A 12,793-nucleotide genomic window follows, 5' to 3' on the forward strand; every position below is an offset into this window, starting at 1 on the left:
CCCCCCCCGCCGGGCGGGGTGGGGGTGGGCAGCGGGATGGTGCGGGTGGAGCTGAGGACGGCGTCGGGGATCACCAGGTTGATCGAGGTGGCGAACGGATCCGCGGTGGGCGCGGTGCCGGGGGTCTGCTCCAGGACGGGGGTCTTCGGGGGGAGTTCGACCGTCTCCGCCGGGTCGGCCGCGGGGCCGTCCCCGGTCGTCGATGCCACGTCAGCCACCGTTCGGTCACCGCCCCCGTCCGTCGCCGTGCGACGTCGTACCCGCCGTGGCGTCCCGCACCACGCTCCGATCCCGGCCACGATACGTGGTCCGCGGCCGGCCGGGCCAGGCCGGGCCACGGGCGGGTTGACAGCAGCCCGGGGCCCGGGACGGACGGGGCGGTGAACGGTCCGGCAGGGGGCGGGCGTTGACCGGACGGGGGCACCCGGACGGCGGACCGCCCCCCGTTCCGGCGCCGGCGGTTCACCCCGGGGTGTCCTCCTGTGCACCCGCCCGCCCTTGACGATCGGCCGCCCTTGACGCCCGCCCTTGACGATCGCCCGCCTTTGACGACCGGCCGGGGGCGGGGCCGTCAGTAGGTGACGGTGATCCGGCGGGCCGGGCCGTCGACCCGGACCCGGCCACCGTACGGGATGACGAGTTGCGGTTCGGTGTGGCCGAGGTCGACGTCGAAGACGGCCATGGTGTCGGGGGCGTAGGCGTCCAGGGCGCGCAGGACGGCGGCGCGCTGGTCGGTGCGGTAGCGGGCGCGGGCCCCGGTGTCGTGGGGGTGTTCGAAGGTCCAGGCCATGGCGCGGCCGACCAGCAGGGCCGGGAACTGCCGCAGCAGGCCGCGTTCGCCGAGGTTGCGCAGCATCCGGAACACCTCGGTGGCGCTGGGCAGTTCCTCGGAGGTCTCGAGGAACAGCACGCCGCCGGCGTGCTCGGCGGCGGGGCGGAGCCGGTCCGCGGCGGCCATCCAGTGCAGGATCTCCAGGTTGCCGCCCCAGGCGGTGCCCTCGACGACCCGGTCGGGGCGGTGCCAGTGCCAGCCGGTGACGGGTTCGCTCGCCGGCTCCCGCGCGAAGGTGGCCTCGTCCTCCCAGCGGCCCAGCACGGTACTGGCCTCGGTGGCGGCGGTGAGCTCGTACGGGCCGCTGTCGAACAGGGCGGCGCGCAGCGAGGCGGCGGTGAGCGGGTGGACGGCGTGCGGGCGGCCGAGCTGGGTCATGACGGCGGCGCCGTGGTAGGCGACGATGCCCTGGCGGTGCAGGAAGTCGAGCAGGTTGGTGTTGTCGCTGTAGCCGAAGAAGGGCTTGGGGTTGGCCCGGATCAACTCGGCGTCCAGGTGCGGGATCACGGTGATCTGGTCGTCGCCGCCGAGGGTCGCCATGACGGCGGTGACCGTCGGGTCGGCGAACGCGGCGTGCAGGTCGGCGGCGCGCTCGGCGGGGGTGGCGCCGAGTTTGCGGGTGGCGGGGTACTCGACCGGCTCCAGGCCGAACTCCTCGCGCAGGCGGCGCAGTCCGAGTTCGTGCGGGAGCGGGAAGGCGCCCGGGCCGGCGAAGCCGGGCGAGACGACCGCGATCCGGTCGCCGGGCCGGGGCTTGGGCGGGTACGTCGGCTGGTCTGACATGCCGGGATGCTAGTCGCCCGACCGCACCGTGCACGACCGGGTTTCCGGCTCACGGCCGCGCGTGGTGAGCCAGGTTCCCGGCCGCGCGCGGTGCATCGGAAACCCGGGCGCGCGCGGTGCATCGGGTTCCCCGCTCAGGGGGCGACGTCCAGCAGGGTCTTGCCGAGGGTGGCGCGGGACTCGATGGCGCGGTGCGCGTCGGCGGCCCGTTCCAGCGGGAAGCGGCGGCCGATGACGGGGCGCAGCCGGTGCGCGGCGGCTTCGGCCAGGGCGTGGGCGGTGGCGGCGCGGACGCGTTCGGGGGTGGGGCGCAGGGTGAGCACGGTGAGGTCGCGGGCGGCGGCCTCGGCGGGCGGGAGGTCGGTCCAACTGCCGCTGGCCAGGCCGTAGCTGAGCAGTTTTCCGCCGTCGCGGAGCAGTCCGGCGGCGGCCCGGCCGAGGGTGCCGCCGACGCCGTCGAGGACCAGGTCGACGGGGTCGGGGTAACGGGTCCAGTCGGGCCGCAGGTAGTCGGTGGTCTCGGCGGCGCCGAGCTCGGCGGCCAGGGCGAGTTTGCTCGGGCCGCCGGCCGCGGCGACGACGTGGGCGCCGGCGGCGGTGGCGAGTTGCACCAGCAGGGTGCCGACGCCGCCGGCCGCGGCGGTGACCAGGACGCGGGCCCCGGGGGCGGGGGCGGCGGTCTCCAGCAGCAGGCGGGCGGTGCGGCCGTCGGCGAGCAGCGCGGTGGCGTCGTCGAGGGCGAGACCGTCGGGGACGGGGTGCAGGCCGTCGGCGGGGACGGCGGCGAGTTCGGCGTAGCCGCCGCTGCCGCCGGTGGAGGAGACCACCCGGCGGCCCAGCCAGGCCGGGTCGGTGCCGGGGCCGAGCGCGGTGACGGTGCCGCCGACGCCGTTGCCGGGGACCATCGGGAGGTCGCCGGTGAACGGGCCGAGGCCGGTGGCCCGGAACTGGGTCTCGACGAAGGTCAGGTTGGCGTGCGCGACCTCGATCAGCACCTGTCCCTCCCCCGGCACCGGGTCGGGCGCACTGCCCGGCACCAGCACCTGGGGCCCGCCGAATTCCCGCAGCCACACCGCGCGCATCACGCCTCCGTCCGTCCACCGGCCGGTCGTTCCGGCCCGCCGCCCATCCTGGAGGCTCAAGTCCGCTTGAGGTCAAGCCGCTCAGGCCCTGCCGGGGGCTGCCGAGCCCTGCCGGGGGCTGTCGGCGGCTGCCGGGAGCTGTCGGCGGCTGCCGGGCCTTGCCGAGCCCTGCCGGGGGCTGCCGAGCCCTGCCGGGCCTTGCCCGGGAGCTGCCGGGAGCTGTCGGCGGCGGCCGAGCCCTGCCGGGAGCGGCCAAGCCCTGCCGGGCCTTGCCCGGGAGCTGCCGGGAGCTGTCGGCGGCGGCTGCCAGGATGCCCGGCATGGACACCGACGGATTCTGGGACCTGGTCGAGTCGAGCGCGGCGGGCGGCCCCGGCGGCGAGCGGGCCGAGCGGCTGACGGAGCGGCTCGCCGGGCTGCCGCTGCCGGAGGTGCTGGAGTTCCAGCTGCGCCTGGACGAGGCCCGCGCCCCGCTGGACACCGCGGGCACCCTGGCGCTGGCCCGGCTGGTGCTGCGCGGCCGGGTCAGCGACGACGGCCTGTGGTACTTCCACGTCTGGCTGATCGGCCTGGGCCGCGCCGCCTACCACCTGGCCGTGCACGACCCGGACGCGCTGGCCGACCACCCCGCGCTGCGCCGCCTGGCCGCCCTCCCGTACGAACGGTGGACCGACGACGACTTCCCTGACTGGGAGGCGCTCGACTACTGCGCCCAGGACGCCCACGAGCGGCTCACCGGCGAGGAGGACGGACTGGAGGACGCCCTGGCCGCGCTCGGCCACGAGATGCCCTGCGACGCCGCCTTCGCCGACCCGGTCTGGACGCCCGCCCGGACCGCCGCCCGCCTCCCCCGGCTCACCGCGCTGTTCGCCGACGCCACCTGACGCCCCGTCGTGTCGGCGCCTCCGCCTACCCTCGGACCCCATGACGGCCACCGGAGACCCTCGCCCCCTCGATGACGACGCAGCGGACGAGCACGACGCGGACGGGAACGGGAACGGGGACGCCTGGATCGACGGCCCCGCGTGCCGGGACAACCCGCGCCTGAACGGCTGGTTGGCGGCCGCCCGGGCCGCCTTCCCGGCCTGGGCCGCGGCGCTGCCCGGCCGCTGGGACTTCGAGGTCGCCTCGCTGCCCCGGCTGGAGCGGGAGGTCCGCCGCCGCTACCGGGACGCGGCCACCGCGCTGGACGCCCGCGACCAGCCGTTCCTGACCGTGGCGGCCTGGTACCTGGGCGAGGTGCACGTCCGCAACTACGGTGCGCGCTGGGCCCGTTCGCCGGAACCCGCCCCGCACCACCGGACCGACCCGCTGCTGCGCCTGCCGCGCGAACTGCTGGACGAGGCGGAGCGGGCCGAGCTCGCCGAGGCCGAGGAGCTGTGCGAGGACGACTTCCCGCTGGTCGACCCGCTCGGCCAGCTCGCCCACGCGGCCGGGCCCGGCCCGGCGGGGCGGCTGACCGCGGCCCTGGAGCAGTACGCGCCCTGGGCCGAACTGGTGGACCGGGCACTGGCCGTGGCCCGCGCCCGCCCGGCCGGGCACCCGGACGGCCGGCCCCTGCCGGGCGCGCCCGGGCCGCTCGACCCCGGCCCGGTCGGGGAGGCGCTCGCCGAGTGGCTGGCGGTCCGGGCCGACGCCTTCCCGCTCTGGGCGCGCGCCGCCGGCCCGGGCGCCGCGCTCGACTTCTCCGCGGGCTCCCTGGTGGTGCTGGAGGCCGCGCTGCGGGAACGGGTCCGGGTGCTCGGGCTGGGCCCGGAGCTGAGCGTCCTGCTGCACCGCGAGGAGCACCTGCCGTGGAGCCCGGACCTGCCGCGGCTGGCCGACGACCCGGTGTTCGACTGCGCGCTCTGGTACCTCGGCGAGACCGCCTGCCGCGCCCGCGGCGCCCGCTGGCTGCCGCTGCGCGCCAACCTGGACGTCGAGCCGCGCACCGTCCCCCGGCTCGCGGTGGCCCGGGTCGGCGCCCGGACCGGCCCGCAACTGGCCGTCAGCCGCGCCGTGCACCGCTGCCTGCGCCCGTACGACGACACCGAGGTCGGCTACGCCCCGCTGCCCGGCGCCCTCGACCTGCTCAACTGACCCGGCGCCGTCAGCTCAGCGCCGTCAGTCCAGCGCCGTCGGTCCAGCTCCGTCAGTCCAGCGCCCGTTCGATCAGCAGCCGGGTGAACAGCCGGGCCTGTTCGGCCCGGCGGGTCCGTTCCTCGGGGGTGAGGACCGGCGGGGCGCCGTAGCGGCGGGCGGCGATGTCCTCGGCCAGGCCGGGTGGGGCGTCCAGGGCGGGGAGGCGGGCGATCGCCTCGCGCTTGGTGATCAGCCGGCCCTCGCGCAGCGCGACGGTGGCGCGGACGGCGGTGACCGGGCCGAAGTCCACCCAGATGTCGCGCTGCCACGGCTCGGGGCGGTCGGTGACCGGGTACCAGTAGTCGCGCAGGTCGGCCCGGATGTGCGCGTGCAGCGCGGCGTCGGTGACCGGCGGCAGCAGCGCCGCGGGCGGACCGCCCGCCAGCACCGTCGCCCCGTCGAGGAGTTCGCGGCGGGTGATGACCGTGACCGGGCGTTCCATCGGCTCGTCCTGGGCGAAGGTGAAGTGCACGGCGGCCGGGTCGCCGAGTTCCTCGCGCGGCAGGTACGAGCAGTGCAGTTTCGCCGCGCCGGGCTGCTCCTCGACCAACTCCCGGTGCAGCGCGGCGAGTCGTTCCCGCGTCGGCCCGTCGGGGACGGCGGGCAGCACGGCGATCAGGTCGAGGTCGCTGCGCCCGTGCCGGTAGTCGCCGTACGCCAGCGAGCCGTGCGCCCACAGCGCGTCGACCGGCACGGCGGCCGACAGGCGCGCCGCGAAGGCCGCCAACAGCGGGGCGGCGAGGGCGCGTTGGGCCTCGTCGTCGGGTGCGGGCAGGTACGGCGGTTCGGGGAGCGTCATGCCGCCCATGCTGACACGGCCCGGCCGGGTGCGGCACGGCCCTGGCCGGGGCGCGGCGGGGGCGGGGCGGGAAGCCGCCGGGGTGCCGGGCGCGGCGCCGCCGGGACGCGCCCGGCACCCCCTACCGTCGAAGGGGCCCGGCCGTGCGGCCGGGCGACCGTACGGGAACGGAGGAGACGTCACGATGGCGCAGAAGATCACCACTTTCCTGTGGTTCGACGACCAGGCCGAGCAGGCCGCCGAGTTCTACACCTCGGTGTTCGAGTACGGCCGGATCACCGACGTGCAGCGCTACTCGGACGCCGGGCCGGGCGAGGCCGGGAGCGTGATGCTGGTGTCCTTCGAGCTGTTCGGGCAGGAGTTCCTGGCGCTGAACGGCGGCCCGGCGTTCCGCTTCAACGAGGCGGTCTCGCTCCAGGTGGACTGCGCCGACCAGGCCGAGGTGGACCGCTACTGGGAGCTGCTGACGGCCGACGGCGGCGCGCCGGGCCCGTGCGGCTGGCTGAAGGACCGGTACGGCCTGTCCTGGCAGATCGTGCCGCGCCGGATGACCGAGCTGCTCGCCGACCCGGACCCGGAGCGCGCCCGCCGGGCCACCGCCGCGATGCTGCAGATGGGCAAGCTGGACGTCGCCGCACTGGAGGCCGCCGCCGACGGCGTCTGACGCCCCGCCGGGCCCCGCGCCCTGTCAGGCCCCGCGCCCCGACACCGCCCGACGCCCCGCCGAGCGCTACACCCCAACGCCACCCGACACCCCGCCTCGACGCCCGCCCGACGCCCCGTCAAGCGCTCCTCCCCGCCCGGTCAACGGATCTCCGCGGCCCGGTAAAAGTATTGCTGTTCAGCGATCTGTCATGTCCGGGCTCTTCTGACCGGCCGTCCCGCCGTGCCCTACTGGGCTGCGCGCTACGCGCGTCATCCACGTACGACGGACGTCTGGAGAGCCCTGTCATGAGCCTCACCCGCCGCCTGCTGCGCACCCTGGCCGCCGGTGCCACCGCCGCCGCCACCGTGCTGGTGCCGGTCACCTCGGCGCACGCCGCCGGCGCGTACACCCTGGTGGTCCTGCCCGACCAGGGCGAGAACGCGATCTACGACCTGGTGAACTCGGCGACGAGTTCGGTCGACGTGACGATCTACGAACTGCGCGACACCACGCTCACCACCGCGCTGGTGAACCGGCAGAAGGCGGGCGTCAGGGTCCGGGTGGTGATGGACCCCAACCACAGCTCGGTCAACGGCGCCGCGTACAGCGCGCTGACGGCGGGCGGGGTGAGCGTGGTCTACTCCTCGTCCACCTTCACCTACACCCACCAGAAGACCATCACCGTGGACCGCGCCCGCTCGTACGTCTCGACCGGCAACTTCGACTCCACCTACTACGCCACCTCCCGCGACTACGGCGTGCTGGACACCGACCCGGCCGACGTGGCCGCGATCGAGCAGGTCTTCGACGCGGACTACGCGCACACCGCGATCACCCCGTCCGACGGCACCGACCTGGTCTGGTCGCCCACCGACTCGCAGAACCGGCTGCTGGCGCTGGTCAACGGCGCGCAGCACAGCCTGGACGTCGAGCAGGAGGAGTTCGGCGACCCCGCCCTGGTCAACGCGGTGGTCGCGGCGGCCCAGCGCGGCGTGGCGGTGCGGGTGGTCGCCGAGGACACCTCCGGCAAGTACACGACGCAGTTCAACCAGGTGACCGCGGCGGGCGGCAAGGTCACCACGTACACCAGCAGCACCGGCTTCTACGTGCACGCGAAGGCGATCGTCGCGGACTACGGCACCGCCACCGCCAAGGTGTTCGCCGGGTCGGAGAACTTCTCCGACAACTCCCTCAACCACAACCGGGAACTCGGCCTGATCATCGCCGACCCGGCGGTGCTCTCCGGCATCGAGTCGACCATCACCGCCGACTTCAACCGCGTCCCCAGCACCGGCGGGGGCACCGGCGGGGGCGGCGGCACGGGCACCTGCACGGCGGCCCAGCTGCTCGGCAACCCGGGCTTCGAGACCGGCACCGCGAGCCCCTGGACCGCCACCGCCGGAGTGCTCAACAGCGCAGCCACCGAGCCCGCCCACAGCGGCAGTTGGGACGTCTGGCTGGACGGCCGCGGCACCACCGGCACCGACACCCTCAGCCAGACCGTCACCGTCCCGGCCGGCTGCACGGCCGCCCTGACCTACTGGCTGCACGTCGACACCGCCGAGACCACCACCACGACCGCCTACGACAAGCTGACCGTCACCGCCAACGGCACCACCGTCGCCACTCACTCCAACCTCGACCACCGCACCGGCTACGTCCAGCACACCGTGGACCTCTCCGCCTACGCCGGGCAGAGCGTCACCCTCACCTTCAGCGGCACGGAGGACTACACCGAGCAGACCTCCTTCGTCCTGGACGACCTGGCCCTGAACGTCTCCTGACGGTCCGCCAGTTCCTGCTCGCACCGCGCCCCCGCCCGGAAGTCCCGGACGGGGGCGCGGTGCGTGCTGCAGGGCCGGGGCCCGGGGCCGGTCAGCTGCCGGTGAGGAGGTCGCGGAGCAGGGCGACGGTGTCCGGGTCCAGGTCGCGGCCGGTGCGGCGGCTGAGCGCGTCGAGGCGGTTGACGGAGCGGACGAGCTGGTCGCGGGCGCCGGCCGAGGCGTAGGCGTAGAAGAGGTCGCGGTGCAGGAGTTCGACCTCGGGGGCGACCGCGAGGGCGCGGAAGATCGCGGCCTCGGCGGTGCGGTGGTCGCCGTACTGGAGGCGGCGGGCGGCGAGTTCGTGCGCGGTGTCGACGATCGCGGCCAGCATGTCCTGCCGCTCGGGCTCCGCCCAGGCGAACGCCCCGGCCGGGGCCTCGGCGAACGGGGCGCCGCGGACCAGGGCCAGCGCGTGCGCGAGGGCGGCGTCGGCGGTGCTGGAGGTGGACCGCATGCCGCGCCGGTACAGGCTGCGGAACTCGTCCCAGTCGCAGCTGACCGCCGGGGCCAGTGCGTAGCTGTCGGCGGCCTGCGCCTCCAGGTAGTCGCGGCCCTCCGGGGAGGTGCCCAACCAGCCCGCCAGCGCGGCGAGTTTGGCCGGCAGCGGGTCGGCCAGCCGCTCGGCGGTGGCCCGCGGGTCGAGGTGCGCGGCGCCCGGGTGGATGTCGCGGTCGATCGTGGTGCGCTCGGTGCCGGGGCGCAGCGCCAGGTACGCGGCGAGCTCGGTCAGCCGGGGGCGGCCCGCCGGGTCGGGGCTGCCCGCCGCGCCGAGCACGTCCACCGGCCCGAGCAGCCGGATCCGCGGCGCGGAACGCAGGTGGTGCGCCTCCGGCGAGCGCAGGATCGCCAGCAGGTCGTCGCTGTCGGTGCGGGCCGGACCGTTCCCGGGCCGGACGGACGGCCGGGCCGGGGAACGCGGGTCGGGGGCCGCCGCCTGGTCGTGCACGGGCAGCGGCTCGGGCACCGCCGGCTGCTCCGGCCCGACCGGCGGGGCCTCGGCGGGGGCTGCCGGCTCGAAGGAACGGGTGCCGCCGTCCGGCACCGGCTCGGGCGCGACGGTGCTGCCGCGCTCCGACTCGGGCGCGGCGGGCGGCAGTTCGGCCTGCGACGGCACCGGCGCCGGCCCGGGCAGCGCGGACGCGGCGGGTGCGGCGGACGCGGCGGACGCGACAGGGGGCTCGGGGAGCGCGGCCGCGATCCGGGGGTCGACGGGCGTGCCGTGCGGCGGGGTGGTGACCTTGCGGGCCTGGCCGTTGGCGAGGTGCCGCGGCTCGGACCCGGGTGCGGCGGGCGTCGCGGGCGCGGCGGGCGTCGCGGGCGTCGGCGGCGTCGGGGGCTGGACGGGCCGCACCGGGACGACCGCGTACGGGTTGGTCGGGGCGGTCGGGACCAGCCCGGCGAACGGGCTGCTGCCGGTGGGTACCACCCGGGCCAGCAGCCGGGGCCCGGCCGCCTCCCCGCCGTCCGTCCCACCGCCGTCGGAACCGCTGCCGGAGCCGCCCGCGCCGGTCTTGGCCAGGCTGGTCTTCGGCGGAGCGGTCGCAGCGGTCGTCGCGGCAGCGGTCGTCGCGGCGGCGGCGGTCGCGGCCGGTCCGGTCGGCCCGCCGAGCAGGGCGAGCAGCCGGGCGTCGAGCGTGCCGCCGGCCCGCGCGTCCGCGTCCGCGCCCGTGTCCGGTTCCCCGTCCCGGTCCGTCGCCCCGAGGCCGAGCAGGTCGGCGCCCAGCGGGCCGGGGGCCGCGCCGCTCTCGGCGCCGATGGCGGCGCCGACCGCGGCCAGCGCGGGGACGGGCAGCGGGAGTTCCTGCTCGTCCTCGGGGCCGTTGTGCGGGCCGTCGAGGGTCCATTCGGGGGCCGGGTGCTGGGTGAAGTCGCCGGAGGCGCGGACGAGTTCGCCGAGCTGGGCGTACTGCTCGCGGCTGAGGCGCTGGAGTTCGACGCTCAGGTGCAGGCCGGGCAGGGCGGCGTGGCCGGTGGCGGGGAGGGTCCAGCGGGCGACCGGGCCGGCGCCGCGCTCGGGGGCGCGGGTGAGGACGGCCAGGCAGGTGCGGGGGCGGCCGTCGAGCAGGCGGCCGAGTTCGGCGGGCACGCCGCCGGTGGGCGGCTGCGCGGACAGCACGATCTCGGGCAGCCACGCCTCGTCGGCGCTGCCCCGGCTGCGGGCCTCGCGGGGGCTGCCGACGTTGGCGCCGATCAGGGTGGCGCGGGCCTTGGCGGTGCGCGGGCCGAGGGCGGCCAGTGCGGCTTCCAAGGTGGCGTGGTGGTGGACCCGTTCGGCGGCGGGGCCGGCGGCGGGCAGGTCGGTGGCGATGCCGACCAGGTGCAGGTGCAGGCGGTCGGCGAGCGGGCTGTGGGCGAGTTCGACGGCCAGGCTGCGCAGCACGTCCTCGGCGTCGTCGGGGTGCCCGGAGAGGTGCACCAGCCGGACGGTCTCCAGGTCGGCGAGGACGGTCGAGCCGTCGGGGGTGGCGCCGAGGGTGACCAGCGCCGGGTAGGGGGCGGCGTGCTTGGCGGCCTGTCCGGCGGAGAGCAGTTCGGTGGAGTCGGTCGGGCACCACCACACGTTCGGGGCGTGCGCGGCCCGGAACGGGGCGATCGGCACGGCCGGTGCGGCCAGGTGCAGTTCGACGGTGCCCGCGGTGGTGACCCGGGCGGCGACCAGCGCGGGCAGCCGCTTCTCGCCGCGGACGGCGTTGCGGCCCAGGGTGCGCAGCGCGCGGTTGAGCAGTTCGAGGCCGGGCTGGTCCTGGCGGGCCTTCAGTTCGGCCTCGAAGCGCCCGGCGGCGGCCGAGGGCAGCGCGATCCGGTGCCGGGGGCGGCGGGCCCGCTGCTGGTCGGTGCGGCGGCGGCCGACCAGGGTGATCAGCGCGGCGGCCATCAGCACGCCGAGGCCGGAGGCGGCCAGCGCGACGGTGTAGTCGCCGTTCCCGGTGGCGGCGGTGTGCTGCTCGCGGACGGCGGGCAGGTGGGCGGCGGACGCGGAGTCCTGCGGCGCGGGCGACTGCGCGGCGGGGCCCTGCGCGGGCGCGGTCTCCGAGGCGGCCGGGGCCGGGGTGCTCGGCGCGGGCGCCGGGGTCGCGGTGGCCTCGGGTGCCGGGGTCGCGGGCGCCGGGGTCTGCGGGGCCGGGCTCTCGACCGGCGCGGTCGGCTCGGTCGGCGCCGGGGTCTGCGGCGCCGGGGTCTGCGGGGCCTGGGCGGCGCCGGGCACGGTGAGCACCGTGCCGGGGGCGAGCACGTCCGGGTCGGTGAGCTTCTCGCCGTCGGGCGAGGTGGCGCCCTTGTTGGCCTCGAACAGCTCGGGCCAGCGGTCGCCGTCGCCCAGCTCCCGCTGGGCGATGGCGGAGAGCGAGTCGCCGGAGTGCACGGTGACGCTGCCGTGTGCGGGCGCGGCGGAACCGGCGGCGGGGAGCGCGGGGAGCTCGGGCTGGGTGCTGCCGGCGGCGGCCGGGCCCGGGTCGGACTTGGCGCCGGCGGGCATCAGCAGCTGCCAGCCGGGCTGGATCGGCCGGTCGGCGTCGAAGCGGGTGCCCGAACCGTCCATCGGGCGGCCCGCGTTGAGCTTGGCGATCTCGGTCCAGCGGGCCCCGTCGCCGAGTTGGCGTTCGGCGATCGACCACAGGCTGTCGGCGGGCCGGGCGTCGCGGACGGTGTAGACCGGCTGCTGCGGGTCGGCGGCGGGCGCGGCCGCGGGGGCTCCGGCGGGGAGCGCGGCGTAGGCCGGGGCGGCGTTCAACTGGGCGACGGCGGCCGGGCGCTGGGCGAGTTCGGGGGTGGCGGCGAAGGCCGATCCGGCGACCGGGAGCAGGGCCAGCACCGAGCCGACCAGGCCGGCCGCGATCCGCTGGCTCCAGCCGAACGCGGGGATCCGGCGGGCGACCCGGCCGCGCAGCTGGGCGGGGACCTCGACCAGCACGGAGACCAGGAAGCACAGCCAGCCGATCCAGCCGATGCCGACCAGCAGCCACAGGAACAGGCTGCCGTCGTCGGGGCTGGTGAGCGCGGCGAGCAGGTCGCCGTGGACCGGGTCGCCCATGGCAGCGACGGCGAGCGTGCCGTAGCCGAGCAGGGCGGGCACCCCGGCCAGCAGCAGGAGCAGGGCCAGCAGCGCGCCGAGCGCGGCCAGCACCGAGCCGCCGGTGCCGCGCCGGCGCCGGCCGGTGGCGGCGGGGGCGGGCTGCCGGCCGGCAGCGGGGCGGTCCGGCCGCCGTGTTCGGCGGCCCTTGCGGTGCTGGTCGTCGGCTCCGCGCGCGGCCATCAGCCGGTCGTCCCTTCCGTGATGCCGTGCAGCAGGGTGGCCTTGCCGTGCCCCTGCACGGAGAGTGAGGTGATGCCGACCAGGCCGAGCAGCGCGGTCGGGTAGGTGCTGGTGACGGTGACGCTGACCTCGCTGAGGTCGGGGTACTTGGGGAAGGCGACGTCCCCCGAGACGCCCTGGCCGGCCAGGTAGGCCCGGGCGGCGGAGCGGGCCTGCTCCGCGTCGACCTGGTAGCCGTCGCCGGCCCGCAGCCGGGCGATGTCGAGTTGCTGGCCGGCCACCCGGGCGGCTTCCTGGGCGAGCGCGTCGGCCCGCTCCACGGCGCGCAGTTGGCCGCCGAAGTCGAGCACCAGGCCGACCACGGCGACCAGGCTGACGGCGGTGATGGCGACCATGACCGAGATGCTGCCCCGGTCCCGGGCGTTCACGCCTGGTTCGTCCACGTTCCCTCCCCC

At 77.0% G+C, this 12,793-nt stretch carries 9 protein-coding genes and 1 pseudogene; 4 read left to right on the forward strand and 6 right to left on the reverse strand.

Annotated elements, in window-relative coordinates; all coding sequences use genetic code 11:
* The 3 genes and pseudogenes from IH44_RS41110 to IH44_RS0116565 all read right to left on the reverse strand — a co-directional run.
* Positions 1-209 (reverse strand): annotated as a pseudogene (locus tag IH44_RS41110) (hypothetical protein); the annotation flags it as partial.
* Positions 210-571: 362 nt separating this feature from the next.
* Positions 572-1,615, reverse strand: coding sequence for a S66 peptidase family protein (locus IH44_RS0116560; RefSeq protein WP_030460336.1), 1,044 nt, complete (start codon positions 1,613-1,615; stop codon positions 572-574).
* A 134-nt stretch (positions 1,616-1,749) separates the two neighbouring features.
* A complete protein-coding gene (locus IH44_RS0116565; RefSeq protein WP_030460337.1) occupies positions 1,750-2,697 on the reverse strand; it encodes a zinc-binding dehydrogenase in 948 nt (315 codons plus the stop codon).
* A gap of 320 nt (positions 2,698-3,017) precedes the next feature.
* On the opposite strand from IH44_RS0116565, the gene IH44_RS0116570 reads away from it, so the two are divergent.
* The gene (locus IH44_RS0116570; protein WP_051816973.1) at positions 3,018-3,581 is read left to right on the forward strand and encodes a DUF4240 domain-containing protein; all 564 of its coding nucleotides are present in this window, start codon (positions 3,018-3,020) and stop codon (positions 3,579-3,581) included.
* A 40-nt stretch (positions 3,582-3,621) separates the two neighbouring features.
* Positions 3,622-4,776: a hypothetical protein gene (locus tag IH44_RS42845; RefSeq protein ID WP_051816974.1), complete on the forward strand. Its 1,155-nt coding sequence runs from the start codon at positions 3,622-3,624 to the stop codon at positions 4,774-4,776.
* Between the two features lie 52 nt (positions 4,777-4,828).
* On the opposite strand, the gene IH44_RS0116580 is transcribed toward IH44_RS42845, so the two are convergent.
* The gene (locus IH44_RS0116580; protein WP_107066552.1) at positions 4,829-5,617 is read right to left on the reverse strand and encodes a nucleotidyltransferase domain-containing protein; all 789 of its coding nucleotides are present in this window, start codon (positions 5,615-5,617) and stop codon (positions 4,829-4,831) included.
* A 184-nt stretch (positions 5,618-5,801) separates the two neighbouring features.
* Between IH44_RS0116580 and IH44_RS0116585 the strand changes: the two genes are divergently transcribed.
* Positions 5,802-6,281, forward strand: a complete 480-nt coding sequence (locus IH44_RS0116585) for a VOC family protein (RefSeq protein WP_030460341.1) — start codon at positions 5,802-5,804, stop codon at positions 6,279-6,281.
* A gap of 287 nt (positions 6,282-6,568) precedes the next feature.
* Entirely contained in the window at positions 6,569-8,047 is a 1,479-nt protein-coding gene (locus IH44_RS44270) for a phospholipase D-like domain-containing protein (protein WP_081966924.1), read from the forward strand.
* Positions 8,048-8,138: 91 nt separating this feature from the next.
* On the opposite strand, the gene IH44_RS49410 is transcribed toward IH44_RS44270, so the two are convergent.
* The gene (locus tag IH44_RS49410) at positions 8,139-12,338 is read right to left on the reverse strand and encodes a LysM peptidoglycan-binding domain-containing protein (protein WP_051816975.1); all 4,200 of its coding nucleotides are present in this window, start codon (positions 12,336-12,338) and stop codon (positions 8,139-8,141) included.
* On the reverse strand, positions 12,338-12,781 hold the full coding sequence (locus tag IH44_RS0116605; RefSeq protein ID WP_030460344.1) for a TadE/TadG family type IV pilus assembly protein: 444 nt from the start codon (positions 12,779-12,781) through the stop codon (positions 12,338-12,340). The genes IH44_RS49410 and IH44_RS0116605 overlap by 1 nt, the downstream gene beginning before the upstream one ends.
* Positions 12,782-12,793 lie beyond the last annotated feature (12 nt).

It is taken from the genome of Kitasatospora sp. NRRL B-11411 (assembly GCF_000721345.1).
In the GTDB taxonomy this organism is placed as follows: Bacteria; Actinomycetota; Actinomycetes; order Streptomycetales; family Streptomycetaceae; genus Kitasatospora; species Kitasatospora cineracea.

Excerpts from the sequence above, each read along its gene's own strand:
- IH44_RS44270 (WP_081966924.1), top strand. The coding sequence starts at position 6,569 with ATGAGCCTCACCCGCCGCCTGCTGCGCACCCTGGCCGCCGGTGCCACC.
- IH44_RS0116565 (WP_030460337.1), bottom strand. The coding sequence starts at position 2,697 with ATGCGCGCGGTGTGGCTGCGGGAATTCGGCGGGCCCCAGGTGCTGGTG.
- IH44_RS0116570 (WP_051816973.1), top strand. The coding sequence starts at position 3,018 with ATGGACACCGACGGATTCTGGGACCTGGTCGAGTCGAGCGCGGCGGGC.
- IH44_RS49410 (WP_051816975.1), bottom strand. The coding sequence starts at position 12,338 with ATGGCCGCGCGCGGAGCCGACGACCAGCACCGCAAGGGCCGCCGAACA.
- IH44_RS0116585 (WP_030460341.1), top strand. The coding sequence starts at position 5,802 with ATGGCGCAGAAGATCACCACTTTCCTGTGGTTCGACGACCAGGCCGAG.
- IH44_RS0116580 (WP_107066552.1), bottom strand. The coding sequence starts at position 5,617 with ATGACGCTCCCCGAACCGCCGTACCTGCCCGCACCCGACGACGAGGCC.
- IH44_RS42845 (WP_051816974.1), top strand. The coding sequence starts at position 3,622 with ATGACGGCCACCGGAGACCCTCGCCCCCTCGATGACGACGCAGCGGAC.
- IH44_RS0116560 (WP_030460336.1), bottom strand. The coding sequence starts at position 1,615 with ATGTCAGACCAGCCGACGTACCCGCCCAAGCCCCGGCCCGGCGACCGG.